17 protein-coding genes are annotated in these 15,568 nt (G+C 47.0%); 7 read left to right on the top strand and 10 right to left on the bottom strand.

Annotated features, from left to right (window positions below; all coding sequences use genetic code 11):
- Positions 1 to 5 precede the first annotated feature (5 nt).
- Positions 6 to 749: a ferritin-like domain-containing protein gene (locus IC229_RS09520; RefSeq protein ID WP_190886734.1), complete on the bottom strand. Its 744-nt coding sequence runs from the start codon at positions 747 to 749 to the stop codon at positions 6 to 8.
- Positions 750 to 1,172: 423 nt separating this feature from the next.
- On the opposite strand from IC229_RS09520, the gene IC229_RS09515 reads away from it, so the two are divergent.
- The gene (locus tag IC229_RS09515; RefSeq protein ID WP_190886733.1) at positions 1,173 to 1,628 is read left to right on the top strand and encodes a ferritin-like domain-containing protein; all 456 of its coding nucleotides are present in this window, start codon (positions 1,173 to 1,175) and stop codon (positions 1,626 to 1,628) included.
- 83 nt (positions 1,629 to 1,711) lie between these two features.
- Here the strand turns inward: IC229_RS09515 and IC229_RS09510 are convergent, their stop codons facing one another.
- From IC229_RS09510 to IC229_RS09480, 7 genes are all read right to left on the bottom strand, one after another.
- Positions 1,712 to 2,581, bottom strand: coding sequence for an aldo/keto reductase (locus IC229_RS09510; protein ID WP_190886732.1), 870 nt, complete (start codon positions 2,579 to 2,581; stop codon positions 1,712 to 1,714).
- A gap of 152 nt (positions 2,582 to 2,733) precedes the next feature.
- Positions 2,734 to 3,591, bottom strand: a complete 858-nt coding sequence (locus tag IC229_RS09505) for a prephenate dehydrogenase (RefSeq protein WP_190886731.1) — start codon at positions 3,589 to 3,591, stop codon at positions 2,734 to 2,736.
- Between the two features lie 186 nt (positions 3,592 to 3,777).
- A complete protein-coding gene (locus IC229_RS09500; protein ID WP_317171550.1) occupies positions 3,778 to 4,071 on the bottom strand; it encodes a GxxExxY protein in 294 nt (97 codons plus the stop codon).
- 92 nt (positions 4,072 to 4,163) lie between these two features.
- A complete protein-coding gene (locus IC229_RS09495) occupies positions 4,164 to 5,330 on the bottom strand; it encodes a pyridoxal phosphate-dependent aminotransferase (RefSeq protein ID WP_190886730.1) in 1,167 nt (388 codons plus the stop codon).
- A 181-nt stretch (positions 5,331 to 5,511) separates the two neighbouring features.
- Positions 5,512 to 6,072 (bottom strand): NUDIX hydrolase, encoded by a 561-nt coding sequence (locus tag IC229_RS09490; protein ID WP_190886729.1) that lies wholly within the window; start codon positions 6,070 to 6,072, stop codon positions 5,512 to 5,514.
- A gap of 82 nt (positions 6,073 to 6,154) precedes the next feature.
- Entirely contained in the window at positions 6,155 to 7,072 is a 918-nt protein-coding gene (locus tag IC229_RS09485) for a DUF5655 domain-containing protein (RefSeq protein ID WP_190886728.1), read from the bottom strand.
- A gap of 115 nt (positions 7,073 to 7,187) precedes the next feature.
- Positions 7,188 to 8,468 (bottom strand): alpha/beta hydrolase family protein, encoded by a 1,281-nt coding sequence (locus IC229_RS09480; RefSeq protein WP_190886727.1) that lies wholly within the window; start codon positions 8,466 to 8,468, stop codon positions 7,188 to 7,190.
- Positions 8,469 to 8,666: 198 nt separating this feature from the next.
- Here IC229_RS09480 and IC229_RS09475 point away from each other — a divergent pair, with 198 nt between their 5' ends.
- The 3 genes from IC229_RS09475 to IC229_RS09465 all read left to right on the top strand — a co-directional run bounded on the left by IC229_RS09475 (position 8,667) and on the right by IC229_RS09465 (position 11,215).
- Positions 8,667 to 9,251, top strand: a complete 585-nt coding sequence (locus IC229_RS09475) for a hypothetical protein (protein WP_190886726.1) — start codon at positions 8,667 to 8,669, stop codon at positions 9,249 to 9,251.
- Positions 9,252 to 9,375: 124 nt separating this feature from the next.
- Positions 9,376 to 10,296, top strand: coding sequence for a DUF1338 domain-containing protein (locus IC229_RS09470; RefSeq protein ID WP_190886725.1), 921 nt, complete (start codon positions 9,376 to 9,378; stop codon positions 10,294 to 10,296).
- 85 nt (positions 10,297 to 10,381) lie between these two features.
- Positions 10,382 to 11,215, top strand: a complete 834-nt coding sequence (locus tag IC229_RS09465) for a sugar phosphate isomerase/epimerase family protein (RefSeq protein WP_190886724.1) — start codon at positions 10,382 to 10,384, stop codon at positions 11,213 to 11,215.
- Positions 11,216 to 11,275: 60 nt separating this feature from the next.
- Here the strand turns inward: IC229_RS09465 and IC229_RS09460 are convergent, their stop codons facing one another.
- Positions 11,276 to 11,743, bottom strand: a complete 468-nt coding sequence (locus tag IC229_RS09460; RefSeq protein ID WP_190886723.1) for a hypothetical protein — start codon at positions 11,741 to 11,743, stop codon at positions 11,276 to 11,278.
- Positions 11,744 to 12,155: 412 nt separating this feature from the next.
- On the opposite strand from IC229_RS09460, the gene IC229_RS09455 reads away from it, so the two are divergent.
- From IC229_RS09455 to IC229_RS09445, 3 genes are all read left to right on the top strand, one after another.
- Positions 12,156 to 12,470, top strand: coding sequence for a hypothetical protein (locus IC229_RS09455; RefSeq protein ID WP_190886722.1), 315 nt, complete (start codon positions 12,156 to 12,158; stop codon positions 12,468 to 12,470).
- Between the two features lie 3 nt (positions 12,471 to 12,473).
- Complete coding sequence (locus IC229_RS09450; RefSeq protein WP_190886721.1) at positions 12,474 to 12,644, top strand: hypothetical protein; 171 nt, start codon at positions 12,474 to 12,476, stop codon at positions 12,642 to 12,644.
- A 64-nt stretch (positions 12,645 to 12,708) separates the two neighbouring features.
- A complete protein-coding gene (locus IC229_RS09445) occupies positions 12,709 to 13,056 on the top strand; it encodes a T9SS type A sorting domain-containing protein (protein WP_190886720.1) in 348 nt (115 codons plus the stop codon).
- Between the two features lie 41 nt (positions 13,057 to 13,097).
- On the opposite strand, the gene IC229_RS09440 is transcribed toward IC229_RS09445, so the two are convergent.
- Positions 13,098 to 15,143, bottom strand: coding sequence for a S8 family peptidase (locus IC229_RS09440; RefSeq protein ID WP_190886719.1), 2,046 nt, complete (start codon positions 15,141 to 15,143; stop codon positions 13,098 to 13,100).
- Between the last annotated feature and the right edge of the window lie 425 nt (positions 15,144 to 15,568).

The raw sequence follows: 15,568 nt of genomic DNA, 5'->3' as shown, positions 1-15,568 counted from the left end.
AATGTTTAACGACGGGCGTTTTTGCCGTTGATGGTTTCCTGTACAAATGGTCTTACCAGCGTTAATACTTCTTCTGGCGTACGTGCTTCGCCTAGTCCGGTCGAAGGAGCGACGATGTCGTTACCGGCAAATGAAGAAGTCATGGGGTTCAGCATTTCACTGATGATCGCCGTGTGACGAGCTTCAACCGATACGATTTTGCCGGCCAGCAGGAGATAATCACCGTTTTTAATGAGGTTACCTGCGCCATTATAGGCCGATACACCAATCGCTTCGAACACGCGGGCAGTTCCCAGAACCGATGCCCGGCTACCGAAATTGATGCTGCTGAAATTAGGGGTCAGCCCTGGGATAGCGGCACTTCCTAAAGCGGCTTTAAACAGTTCGCGGTGGCTGATTTCATGGTCACGAATGTCGCGTAGTTGCGCCAGTTCATATCCATTGATACCCGAGTAAGGGGTCATCATAACCTGGGTATAAAAAGCGGCTTCCAGTTGTTCCAGCGCATACGCGTAGTTCAGAACGCCCACATCGCTGTAACCAATGTCGCCGAGGTCAATTACATCACCAGCCCGGCCAGCGCCCCGTGCTACGGTATCGTCAATTTCATTATGGCAAGCGCTTAATGCTACGCCTGCTGCTGCGGTTGCGCCCAGATAACGCAAAAAGACCCGGCGCCCCAAAGCCGCCGACTCCTTGCCCGTCAGCAACTGACTGATGTCAGTAGTGTCTTTCGGTAGTTTTTCCATTGACCCAAAAAAGTAGAAGTTGAGTTTTCCTCCGTTCATCGGAAGAATCGACATAACTACGGCCTGGAGGGCTGCTTGGTTTTGTTCTTTTGCTTTTTTTTTCGGCTATTGCGTGCAATTTTGAGTGAATGGAACAAAAACCACCGCTTACGAAAATTTTTATTAGAAATATGGTTTATATCAGTCGAAATATTCTCATTCATAGAAAAAGAGAAGTTTATTAAGCGGTAACCATAGTAACTAACGATGTTTATTATACGGTAGCTGTCACTGGCAAACGTAGCATTCCGTCCGCGCTTTGACAGGTACGTTTGAAATAGACGGAATAAGGTCTGTATTCAGAAAATTTTGCCCATTTTATTAAACATCTACGTCTGACGGTGGGTTGTACTTACTGTTTATAACCATCTTTTAGCAACTGTTATGATTAACAATAAGGAAATTGTTGATGATCTGAACGATCTGGTTAAGATCAACAACGACCGGATTCATGGCTACGAAGAAGCCATCAAAGAAAGCAAAGACGCCGAACTGAACGAATTGTTCCGGCACATGGTCATCCAAAGCGAACAGTTCCGCAGTCAACTGGCCGACCATATTGTTCGTATCGACGGAACAGGCGTGGCCGATTTTGATTCGACAGATATTTCGAGCCAATTACACCGCGCTTGGATTGATATAAAAGCAGCGATTACGGGTAAGGACCGGGAATCTATTTTAAGCTCGGTAGAATTTGGCGAGAATGCCGCTGTTGAAGCCTACGAAGATGCGGTGGAGAAAGACCATCTGCCTTCTTATATTAAAGAAGACCTGCAGAAGCAGCTAACTGAATTGCGCGGAGCCTATGATCGGGTAAAATCCCTGGAAAAGTCGGCGTAGTACGTACTATAATTCTGGCAAAACCAGGTTCATAAAAAAGGGTTGCTACGTAGCAACCCTTTTTGTTTTGTGCAAAACCGGTATCATTTCGGCAATGGCATATCACGTAAATCTTCGTCGGTCAGTTTTATGGTTGCTGCCATTACGTTCTCTTCGAGGTGTTTTACCGACGACGTACCGGCAATGGGCAGCATAACAGGCGAAGCCGCCAGTAGCCAGGCCAGCGCGATCTGGAACTCGGTAGTGTTGTGACGCGCGGCTACCTTCCGAATAGCGTTGTGGCGATCCGGATTCATATTACCCGCATTCAGCGGATACCAGGGAATAAAGGCGATATTTTTCTGTTGGCAGTAATGCAGTACGTCGTTCCAGCGTTGCTCACCAAAATTATACATGTTCTGCACCGACACTACGTCGAAATACTGACTCGCTTCTTCAATCTGCTCAATACTCACCTCCGACAAGCCAATGTGACGGATTTTACCTTGCTGCTGGGATTCCTGCAAAAAACTCAGGTATTCGTCGGATGGTACTTTAGTATCGAAACGGTGCAGTTGATACAGGTCGATACGTTCCAGTTTCAGCCGTTTCAGACTTCCGTTCAGGGCTTCTTCCAGATGTTTACGACTCCCATCGACCGGCCACTGGTTCGGGCCAGTACGTAACAACCCACCCTTGGTAGCGATAATCAGGCCATCGGGATAAGGGTGTAATGCTTCGGCAATCAGCTCTTCCGATACGTAGGGGCCATAACTATCGGCCGTATCAATGAAATTAATCCCTAATTCGAGGCAGCGTTTGAGCACACGAATGGATTCATCGTGGTCTTTGGGTGGCCCCCAGATGCCTTTGCCCGTCAGGCGCATGGCACCGTAAGCCATTCGGTTCACTGTCAGGTCACCGCCAATGGTAATTGTGCCAGCCTCAGTTGCTGGCGCATGCGTCGCTTCCATAACGTTTTTTGGGTTACATAAATTAATGGATAATGCTAGTCAGCAGCTTGTTTAGTAATGCATTATACATTCTTCATTACGAATTATTCATAATCTCTTATAAACCAACGAAAATGCTTTTTGTATGGGTTCCCGACGATGATTTTTTTGATCTAACGCTTCTCGATACCGTCCAGCACCCGGCGGATTACGTTGGCACGCTTCATAAAATCCAGTGATGTTGCTACGTCCTGATCATCAATAACTTGCTTGAATTGTTGCAGAAACTCAATATAGGCCGCCAGCGCGTTCGATACGTTCGTCCGGTTTTGGTCGAAAATGGGGGCCCACATCTGCGGGGAGCTTTTGGCCAGACGTACCGTTGAGCTGAACCCCGTACTGGCCATATCGAAAATGGCCTGTTCGTCTTTCTCTTTTTCGAGAACGGTCAGTCCAAGGGCAAAAGCGCTGATGTGGCTCAGATGTGATACGTAGGCGAGATGCAGGTCGTGCTCTTTGGGTGTCATGTAAAACAACTTCATACCCGCATCCCGAAACAAACTTTCAGCCAGTGTCAGACTTTCGGTATTGCTTTTATCTGAATCGCAGATAATCAGGTTTTTACCTGGTAATAATTCCCGAAACGCGGCACCTGGTCCTGAGTTTTCGGTACCCGCCATCGGGTGGGCCGCTACGAACTGGGCGCGTTTGGGGTGGATATCGGCTACGTCGCAAATAGACCCTTTGGTCGAACCAAGGTCAATGACGGTGGCACTGCTTGGCAGATGATCAAGTACCGCTGGCAGCAGGTCGATAATGACGTTGACAGGCGTCGCCATAACCACTAAGTCACTTTTCGACACTGCTTCTGCCAGAGGCATTACGTCATCGACGATTCCTTTTGCCAGCGCCAGCTGCCCATTTACGGGCGACGTGTCGACGCCAATGAAATGCATTTTTGGGTATTTCTCGCGGAGAACCAGGGCGAATGAACCGCCCAGTAAACCAATGCCTATGATGGAAACATTCATGAACCGGGATTTAGCAGATTTAGGGATTTACTGGATTTTGTTTTCGCTTCTTCGAAGTGCCTGCTGATAAAGCTCTCATGATTTGATGTGGGAATGGCGGAAGTTTGGGTTGAATAAGCGCTTGAATTCGAGACTGGACGCGCCGAAATTTATGAGCAGACTAATTTCCAGATTGTAGGCTTCCAGTTAATTGATGGCCTGCGCTAAATGTACTTCCTCCAGTTTGATGATCGCTTTTAATTCAACCAACACGTTCTCCTCGATCAGAAAATCGGCTCGCCGTGCGCCTACCGATACGCCTTTATAAAAAATAGGCATATCGACCTCACTGGCGAAACCGATATTGAACTGCTCAAGTTCATAAGCCAGCGAACGTTGATAAATTACTTCCTGGAATCCACTCCCCAAAACGCGGTGTACTTCCATCGAACAACCAATAATACGATGCGTCAATTCGCCGTATTTGTATTCCTGCTGCATTTAGCTCCATCAATAAAGATTCATCCATTTTATAATTATTGAAAGAGTTAAAGAGGAACTATAATCTGAACCGCACGGGCCGCCCGTACGGTTCAGATTCTTTTAACAGCTTCTAGCACGCGCTCCTCCGGTACACACAGCGATACTCGAACGTAGCGGTCGCCTTTGGGGCCGAAGATGAAGCCGGGAGCAATGAAAACGTGTTTGTTATAAAGCAGATCATCGACGAGAGCTTCGGCAGATGACACAGAATCAGGCAATTTGGCCCAGATAAAAAGCCCTTCCTGATCGAGCGAGTACGTACAGCCGAGCGCGTCCAGAAACGCGTGCAGCGCATCCATCCGACCTTTATAGACTTCGTTACGTTCACGATGCCAGTCGTCGGAGTTGGTCAGCGCTTCGGCGGCCGCATCCATCAACGGCCTGAACTGCCCTGAGTCGACATTACTTTTTATGGTCAGCACCGCGTCGACGTAGGGTTTGCTACCTGCCATCCAGCCAATACGCCAGCCTGCCATGTTGTGCGATTTACTCAGCGAATTCAATTCGATTGCTACGTCCTTCGCGCCGTCTAATGACAACAGGCTAATTGGCGCTTTCTTATTCAGAATCAGACTGTACGGATTATCGTGGCAAAGTAATACGTGGTTGTCATGCGCAAATTTCACCGCTCGCTCAAACAAGGCCGACGTAGCAGGCGCACCGGTCGGCATATGTGGGTAATTCAGCCAGATAATTTTGGTCGGGTTACTGGCAGGAGAAGCGGCTACCAGCTCGGCCATCGCTTCCCAATCGGGTTGCCAGCCCGCGTGTTCCAGCAGCGGATAATCCACTACGTTGGCGCTCACCATACGGCTCACGGCTCGATACGCCGGATAACCCAGTTCAGGCACGAGAACGCCGTCGCCATCATTCAGAAACGTCATCGAAATATGCGTTATCCCTTCTTTCGAGCCAATCAGCGGAAGGATTTCCGTCTCCGGATTGAGCGTGACGCCGTAGGTATGCTGATAAAAATTGGCGATTCCCTGCCGCAGACCGGGCGTGCCTTTGTAAGGCTGATACCCATGCGCATTAGGCTGCTGAGCCGAGTTTATGAGCGCATCAATCGTATTGGCCGAGGGCATCAGATCAGGATTACCAATACCGAGATTAATCACATCATGGCCAGCCGCCTGAAGACGACGGACTTCGACCAGTTTCACCGAAAAATAATACTCCTGCGTTTGGTCAGCGCGGAGGGCAAGAGGGATAATCATGACCGGGATTACACAGATTTAAGGATTAGCTGGATTTTGTGTTTAATCGGGCTAGTGCAGTCATTTTGGGGGGCAAAGATAATGTCAGAACCGGGATTTAGCAGATTTGAGGATTTTCAGGATTTTATTTTCGCTTCTTTGAAGCGTTTAACCAATTAACAAAATCCAGGAAATCCATCAATCAGCTCAATCCCGGTTCAGACAGATATTTCAGCAACGGCGCCAAATGCAACGCCTGCATCATTTCACCCTGATTGATGATTTCCCATGCACGTTCCCGACTTACTACGTGTACGCTGATTTCTTCGGTAATTTCCAGATGCTGAGATTGTTGCAACGTAACGCCCGTTGCCAGAAACGCATACGTGAGGTTGTTGTGCGTACCCGGATTGGCCGATAGCGTCATAATGGGTTGCCATGTACCGCCACCGTAACCCGTTTCTTCAAGCAGTTCACGCTGGGCGGCATGCAACGGTTCTTCGCCCGGATCGACAACGCCGGCGCAAAGTTCGTAATGAACGCCACCAATGCCGTGCCGATACTGACGTATCAAAACCAGTTCATTGTCGGTTGTAACGGCTACTACGTTAATCCAGTCGGGATATTCAAAAATGAAATAGTTGGGAATCGTGCCGCCACTCTCCATGCGAATGGCTTCCTTGCGAACAGTGAACCACGGTAACTTGTGAATGTATTCGGAATTTTCGATGTGCCAGGGGCGCGGGTCATTGTCAGTATTCATGCCCGCAAAGGTAGGTACCTCTAGGAGATTATTAATTGGCAATATCCTCAGTACACTTATTATCAATATGATTTTATAACAGTCATTTTTTGTTTTTTCTTAATGATTGCTTCAACAAACTAACTATATAATCGATATCATCTGTATCGCTCATCTTAATTTCATAAGAACCATTACCCCAATGTCCAACATTTGAAACATCTCTTGCGATTTGTTTTTGGTCTTGTAAATTTCCAATTTTTAAATTTAGGTAAATTTTCAAACCTTTACCTTGTAAAACTATATCGCAAAAAATATTATTTTCGACTTTAAAGCCTATTGTTTGCTTTTTAGGCTGAGTTGTCACATTATCGTCAAGTGAGATTAGGCGCTCTTTTAACTGTTCATAAAGTTCTCTTGTTTCAAAATCAACTTTTTGTAAATGATCTTGCTCGGTAAAAACTTTCACTTCCTTACTTACGGTTCCAACAGTCTCGTCATTTCTTGAGATTGTCTTAATACTTTCTTTAGCTGACGCCTTTTGAATTTGATCGAAAGAAACTGTGTCATTTTCAAAACGTTTGATCTCCCAAAGCTCAATTGGTAGATCCTTAAAATTAATAGCTTCCCTTTGGTAATTTGTGAATTGAGGGGCAATGAATATTACTTTGGATTGGGTCCAGTCAACATCCGTCCTTTTAAGTGTTATTTGTTGGCTTTCGTTAAATTCTAGGACAAAATCAGCCTTATTATTCAGCATAAGCGATAAGTAAGCATAACCTTGGTCAATTACGCTAAAGTTTTTGTCTCGCTTATATTCAACAACTACAAAAGATTTTGTTTCTGTGTCAAAAGCTAAAGTATCAATTCTAAAATTATTTAGTGAAAATTCGGAGCGAATAAAGGCAAGATGCAATAGAGAATTTAAATTCTTCTCAACTAAAGTTTGAATATCCTTCTCAAATTTAAATGGTATTTCTTTGACAAAATCTAACTGCTTTCCTATTTTATATATAGCCATTTTTTTTCAATTTAATGCATTAGAATACTTTCAAAATTATTAGCAAAATATTTTTTAGCATAATTTCCATATTGTCTTTTATGATATCCATCCGCAGAGTGTAGATCAATACCCATCACTTCCCAACCAACTCATCCGCAAACTTCAGATATTGCTCCCAATCGTAGGCCGTTACGTCGTGTTTGCCGGTTCGGATGTGGTAACGTACCGTTTGGCCGATGGGTTGATTGACCGCCGGAAACGTATCGGTACCCAGCCCTGTTTTGCCGAAAAGTTTATAAACTGGTTCTGTATGAGCAGCACCCAGAAACTCACCTTTGGGGTCGGACCAACGGTCTTCTTCGGCGCTGGCAACGTAGAGCGGTCGAGGGGCAATGAGCGCCAGTAACTCGTGCTGGTCGATGGGGAGGTCGGCAACACGTTTGTTGTAGGTTTTAAACTGGGCATTGAACCAGTGCGGGAAACTCGTATTGATACGTTCGACGGTTTCGCCATACCATCGACGCGATAAAGCCGCACCGCCTTCACCCGATTCGTTGGAGATAACAGCCGCAAAACGGTCATCCTGAGCACCGGCCCACAAAGCCGCTTTACCCAGTCGCGAGTGGCCGATTAAAACAACTCGTTTGGGGTCGATATCGGGTTCAGTCTGGAGGTAATCCATGATTCGGCTGAGGCCCCAGGCCCAGGCACCAATGGCGCCCCAGTTGTTACTCGCGCTCGGAACGGTTTCTGATGGGCTATCCAGCACCGAACGAATGTGGCCCTGCCAGCCCTGCGGATGGTCGGGTTCAATATCGCCGTAGTAGACCGTTGCCAGACCATAGCCTCGTTTCAGCACGGTTTCGATTTGCCAGCTAGAAACCTGCATCCCCCGCGATTTTTCAGTAGCCTTGTTATTGACCGATACGTCACCAATGGCGTTATACACCCACCGCGTCGTGATCGGTACGTCTGTTTCGGTAGTAGCGCTATGATTTCCGCTGAAATTTAGTCCCAGAAAAATGGGCACCAACTTTTTATTTTTAGGCAGATAGAGCGCTACGTCGATGGAAGGAATTTGTGGGTAATCGACAAAGAAAATCGATACCATTTTGCGAACGGCCAATCCATTCAGGGCAGATTCATTTACCGCCGTTGTCTGAAACCGAAGTTTTATGGGCTGTTTGGGCGTATGTCCGTATACATTTGCGGCAAAAAGCTCCATGAGTTCAGCCCGGCGGCTGGTCCAGGCCGATTTTGTTTTCACTGCTTTGCCGTCCTTGCTGGTCAACGGGTCGGGAAGGGTGTACGTACCAACTTTGGCTTCGTCGTAGTTAAATTCCTCGACCTTCTGAGCCGATGCCAGAGGTGCGGCCAACAGTAACAACGCCAGCCAGAATATAAATTCGTCCATAAAACAGCTTCAGAAAAGATTTGTCTCGAAAAGTCGAAAAACCGGTTTTGCCTACTGTCTGGGTGGCAAGCCGAGCAAAAAAATTGGTCAATAATTACCACTTTTTTAACGTATTGATATTAACCGACAACGCAGATTCGTTGTAAAGAGAACTTTTCTGTTGCGTAATTTCCATTTGCGCCGACAACCTGCAACCTGATGAAAAACTTTCTTATCCTGTTGGCTGCTACGTTCATTCTCTTTCTTTCCGCCTGCCATAGACCTGTCGCGTATTTCCAGCGGACGCCCCATCCCGCAGCCACCCGCCTACCTGTTGAACGCGAGATTGTCAGTAAAGACGTAGCACCAGATACCACTGCCGAGGAAGTCGAAGAACCTATAGCAGCTCTTGAAGCGGACGTAGTGCCTGTAGTGGCGAGCGTTTCGAAAGTACTGCATCAATCGACGCAACACCGGCTTGTACAGCGGATGCAGCGAGTTCAGTCGATGTTGCCAGCACCCGAGAAAACCGCCGACGACAAACAACCTGAACCCAAAAACAAGAAAAAGCTTAAGCTGGGCAACCGCATCCGGCAGAGCCTCGGCATGCCGCTACGTAAAGAACTGAACTGGTGGCAACGTATCAGCTGGAAACTGAAAGCGTCAGTGATCATTATTCTGGTAGCGGTCGTATTTGCCATTCTGCACATCACTACGTTGGCTATTATTTTCGGCATCATTGGCGCCTTCCTGATGATTAGTGGCTTAAAACGATCATTTAAAGTGAAAAGACCGTGGTTCTGACGTAGCAGGATTGGGTTTTACGCTCGCCCAAAATGGAAGTAATATTCTGCGAACCGAAAACCTTGTGGTTGTATAGTAAACTGTGGGATGTATTCCGATATTTGCTCATATTCGGATAACTACCATGATTACTACGTCCAACCAGGAAACAGCCCACCAAACCCTCGACGCCGTTCTGAGTGGGCTAATGCGACGCTACAGTGAGCGCGTGCCCGACGTGAAGAAGGTCGTCACCGCCATGATTGAGGAGGAGGTCATTGAATCGGGTGATGAAATTGAGAATGACCACATTGCCTTTCGTACGATGGGCGTTCCTAACCTGGGCATTGCATCGTTCGAGAAAATTTTCCTGCACTACGGCTACGAAAAACGTGACGAATATAACTTCATCGAAAAGAAATTAACGGCGTATTGGTATAGTCCGCCCGAGCCGCATTATCCCCGGATTTTCGCCAGCGAACTGCGTGTGCATGAGCTGTCGGACGAAGTGCAACGTATCATTCATCGCTACACCGACACCGTAAAAAGTGATCCCGTCGACGCCCTGAATCTGGATGATGCCGAAGCTGTTGACCAGTTTCTTCACCAGCCCCTCTGGCAAACGCCAACACTGGCTGATTATCAGGCTTTACTTAAGGAAAGTGAATACGCAGCCTGGGTCATTTATAACCGATATTATCTGAATCATTTCACGATCAGTGTGCATAACCTGAAACCGGGCTATAACACGATTGATGAATTTGTGGCTTTCCTGCAACAGCACGGGTTAAAACTCAATTCAGCAGGTGGCACCATCAAAATCAGCCCTGATGGAGATTTACGACAGGCTTCTACAGTAGCACAGATGATTGATGCCGAATTTTCGGGTGGAGACAGCTTTAGAATTGCCGGTTCCTACGTCGAATTTGCCGAACGGCGTATATTGCCCGCATTCAAAAACCTACCTGCCAATCAGGTAGGTCGTCAACATCGACGCGAAGGCTTTGAAACGGGTAACGCCGACAAGATTTTTGAAAGTACGTTTACTACCCAAACCGGGAAATAAATGATGAGCGATAAGCGATGAACAAAGTATTTTACATTTACTTATCACTTATCGTTCATCACTATACATTAACCCTTTGACTATCATGAAACCCTTTCTACTACTTATCGGCCTGCTTTTATCCGGGGTGGCTGCGCTGGCGCAGAAATCGGCACCCGTTGGGCTGGGCCTCTACAGTTTTCGGGATCAGTTTGCGAAAGACGTTCCCGGTACGCTGGCGAAAGTAAAACAGATGGGATTTCGGGAGGTTGAAATTGCTGGTACGTATGGAATGAGCCCCGCAGATTTCCGGAAGGCACTGGACAAATATGGACTTAAAGCGATCAGTGTTGGCGCTAGTTTTGAAGACCTGGATACGAACGTACCAAAAGTACTACGTGAGGCTAAAGCCTTGGGAGTTAAATACGTAGCATGTTTCTGGATTCCTCACGAAGGCGATACGTTCACGATAAACCATGCCGAACGCGCCATCGACGTATTCAATACAGCCGGCAAGCTTCTGGCCGACAATGGTATTACGTTATGCTACCATACACACGGCTACGAATTCCAAACCTATAAAGACGGTACGTTCTTCGATTATCTGGCGGAAAACTTCGACCCCAAAGCGATCAACTTCGAGATGGACGTATACTGGGTCAAATCGCCTGGTTATAACCCGGTTGCCCTGTTGCAAAAGTATCCGAAACGATTCCTGCTCCTACACCTGAAAGACCGTAAACCCGGCACACCCGACAGCCAGAACGGCCACGCCGACGTAGAATCGAACGTAACGCTCGGTCAGGGCGATGTAGGGATTGCTGAGATTATGAAACAAGCCAAAAAATCAGGCGTGAAGCATTTTTTCATCGAAGACGAATCGTCGCGATCGATGGAGCAGGTGCCGCAAAGCCTGGTTTTTCTGGAAGGACTGAAGTGATGTATGAAGTAGGTGTATGATGTATTGACTGCCAGAAATTTATACATCATACATCCTACTTCATTTCTTCCCTTTAAAAACGACCCTCTGTGATTTCAGCGTGCCGCTGGCCGGGCTGGTTATATCGATTGAAATAGTGGAGCCATCAGCCGTGCCAATTTTAGTTCCATTACTCATCATATCATAACTACTACCGCTTTTCTGTAGGGTCACCGGAACCGAAGTAGATGTAGCCGGGTAGATAATTAAACTCGTGCTACCATTCTGAGTTATGGCCAGTTTGGCCGATAGGTCAATACTACTGGCATCTTTCCGTACTGTCGTTATTGTCCCCGACCCCGTTATAGGACCCGTCGTAATTGGCAAAGGGGATTCACTGTATCCCTTACCATCACCGTTGTCAAGGCCAAATAAGGTCATCTGGTAACTACCGGCTACGGTAGCGCCCGCTTCGGGTTCGGCATCTGCTGATTTTTTACAGGCGACAATAGTCAGGGCAAGCAGGCAACCCAGTAAAATCTTTTTCATGTGTAGTGATGGTTATGATGAGAGTTTAGAAACAACCTTGGTCAATATCTGACGAACAATCTGTAATTGCATAATAAATTTATTTATAGGTAAATATCTGAATTTTAAGCCCATACAAATTTATCAATCTTCATACACGGACGTATTGATCAATACGATCTATTGAAGATCTGCACTACATCGACGGCCTGTCAAACTGATTAATTTGCAGTAAATAAGCACTGAATAGGTTTACCACCCCCAACCTTTCCTAAAACAGGTGAGAGTTGGGTTGGTCAAAATGTCCTAAACCAGCGTCAGTCATTTCGGCGGTTATTTTCTTCAAATCAATCAAATAATCGGGCCGTCGACGTTGCCTGATTGATTTTCTATGATAACCTGTGAAAACTCTTGGCGCTGACAGACTTAGAAGTTGTCGTTTTATGACCGGAGCTGCCCCCGACTGGCGCGTGAAAGTGAGCTTTGGTACTACGTATGCTACGTCCAGTGTGAAAACGGTGGCCACTCCCACCACAACTGCTATCGCGAAACAGGCGGGATGGCCGCGTTTGAAGCCGAAGGATATACCACCCGAACCAATGGTATGGGAGCGGCTGCCAACCGTAGCTGGACATCGCTGTCCGTCAGCAATGCATCGGGCAATACAGCCATGACCATTAACGTCCAGAACAATCTGGTGGGACCACGATTAGATTATTCGCTGAATTTCACCACCGCCGGTACGTAGTACGTGTGGGTTTGGATGGCGGCCGGAGCCGACGGTATTTATGACGATTCATTCCACATCGGTCTGGATGGCACAGCTGTTACTCTCAGTCCGAACAGCCCGAATTACAACAACGGCAGCACTACGTGGACCTGGCTGAAAGCCGCTGGAGTACGGCATTCCGAGTCAATGTAAACACGACGGAGACACATCGCTGAACATCTGGATGCGCGGGGATGGCGTCAGAATTGACAAAATTTTGATGACAACTAGCGCTACGTATACACCAACGGCTATTGGACCAGTGGTAAGCAGTGTATGTAATACGCCTTTCTCGCGGGAGGTCGGCAAAGACGTAGCAGAAATCGAATCCGGCAACGTATTACTGGCAATAGCTTTTCCAAATCCTGCTGATCATGCTATTACGGTACGTGTCAATCCAGCCGGGCAGGAAACACAATTACGTTTGCTGATCCGTCAGCAGGCACTGATGCCCGCGAACGTATCAGACAAAGTTTTATCCTTTACTAGTTTGCCGTCTGGGGCTTATCTGATTGAAGTTGTACGAGGTAACCAGCGGAAAGTAATTTCGATTCGGAAGCAGTAATCTGTCGTCAACAATCGGATAAGCAATTGCTTTCTAGTACGTTATGGCAAAAAACTAAGTTTACCACTATTGAGCGTACGTACCTTGCCGGAACCGCTGTACTTTACCAGTTGAGCTTTGGCCGTGACCCCGTCAATCGTGACGATATGCCCCGCACCGATGGTAACAGGCGTTATGGCCAACGGCAGAAAGCCACACGACCACGTAGCCAGGCTGTTCCAATTGCCCGATGCGACAGAAGCACAGGGAGCACCTGGCGGCAAGATTGATTTAATGGCTACGTCGCCCTGGACAAGACCGTAGCCCGTTCTAAAATCAAAGCCCGCATCGAATCCTGCCGTTGTCGGATCATCCATGTCAACGCAGGAAGCAATTAAGGCTGTTTTTATGTTTGTTGGCGTAAGGGCGGGTTTAGCCTGTAGCATCAGTGCGGCTATTGCACCGATATGCGGGGCAGACGCGGATGTACCAAAAAAGTTAGGAAACGTATCGGCATCATTCGGCGAATCAATGTTAAAAAAGGAGTTGTTGCCCCCGTCGGGGCCAGTTACATCGGGTTTCTGACGAATGATGGGGGTAGTCAGGCGAACACCTGTGGTTGAGAATAAAATAGGTGTTCCACCTTTTGAGGAAAAAGATTCTATCTGTGGTGGACTCACGCCATAGGCTGGTGTGTTATAAAATGGTGCGGCTCCGGTAACGATCGCCCCGGCCGAATTGTAGTGGCCATAGCAGGTGCTGGCGCCTACTCCCGCAATCGTCAGAGCTGAAGGTGGAAACGGATTATTTCGTATGTCAACGAATTTAAGCCGGTTTGGTGCAGTACCGCTGTATTTGGTAAGCAATATATAATAGGTTTGAGTGGTACCCGTATTGTTCGTGTAATTCAGAAATTCATACGGATCTCGCCCTAAGTTCTCCTGTTCGTTCAGCTGTGCAATTAAGGTACTGCTTGTTGGATTAACCGGAAACGTAGTAGGAATCTGTTTGAATAAATAAATGTCCAAATCCCCGGTAGCTCCACTCCCACCGGTGACGGAAAAGAACGGGTCGTCCCATTGAAAACTGAGAAGCAGTCTCCTGCCAGCCGCTAATTGAATTGGGAAAAAATAGACCGGATTAGCCGCCGTACCAAAGTTATGTGCCGTAGCGGCTGTATAGGTAAGTGGCTTAAACGTTGAGGCAACATAATTGTTCTCATAAGACACGTCTGCATAGTTACCAGCCGCTGAAAAATAACTCACCCCACTAAGCGAATTGACTTTATCAACGCTTTGGGCAATGAGTCCATCCTGAAAAAAAGGCTCAGCCAACCACTTAATATCGTCAATAATCACCCTGCAGCCTACGTTGGCAAGTTGCTCAATGCCCGCAGCAAAATCGGCCTGAGAAACGCTGGCCGTCCGATAATAAAGTTGAGCTGCCGGGGCTATATCATGCACAATTTCAAGCATGGCCCGGCCTTCATCAGTCGCTCCTGCGAGCGTATAATCCTGAACCACAGTTACGGCGGTCGTGAAGCCATTGGGATTACCAACACCGGGCAGTTCCCCGGCTGTCACACTGGCGGGCGCACCCAGCAAGGCATTGTAGCTGTCAGACATTACGCCCACTTTTACACCTTGCCCCGTTAACCCGTATTGCTGGCGGATCAGGTCAGACCGCTGCGACGCGTCTCCCTGAGTGTTGACCGGCCCTGTGTTTGTTTGAGGTCGCTCAGCCGGGTTAGCAAACCGGCAATCCGCCAGCGTTTCTAGTTCCGGTAAACGAGAAATTTCAATCTGACACGTTACGACTCGTCCATACCGGGCAATGATTGCAAAACCGGCTTTACGCAGCGCCTTTTCGAGGGTTTCGCCATCGGTTTCAGCCACGGCGTCAACCACGATTTTCTGACCGGTTTTGTCCATTTGAAACTGTTGCGATTTAAGCAGTGTGGTATCGATGCGATTATTTCGCTGGTAAGTATCTGAGATTTCCTGCAAACCGCCACTCAGTTTTGAGCCAGGTTTTTTAGCCGTCGGCATCTGTGCGTTTACATGCAGGCAGATTATCAGTGGTATGATCAGGTAGAAGAGAAGTTTCATAGAGGGTTATTTTATGTTACAGACGGCTGATCTGAGTGGATATAGGCGCACCGGTAACTGAGCTAAGACGTTGACTTAAAATTAGTTAATAAAACTAATTGATCTTAATACCCTGTAGAGGGTATATTTTCTTAACCTGGATTCCTTTGAAATCACTGTGTCATTAGCCTGGTTTCAAGTTGTGACACTACCAAAATTCCGTCAAGTCGATATAAAAAATGACAATTACAAACTCGTGCTATCCAAATACGAGTTAATATCAAGTTAATTCCTAATTAATATAAGTAACTACAACGTAACATTAATTTGGCATAGGATTTGACATAGGTGTGCCAAAAGCCTTTTAGTAAACGGTCATGCTAATTATATGTTACTTACAAATTAGTCAGAATAGTCAATTTACCCATTTTAATTAACTCTTCTGG

The organism is Spirosoma profusum (assembly GCF_014699005.1).
Lineage (GTDB): Bacteria > Bacteroidota > Bacteroidia > Cytophagales > Spirosomataceae > Spirosoma > Spirosoma profusum.
Note: the sequence above shows the minus strand (reverse complement) of the source record. Positions and strands in the feature narration are given on the sequence as shown.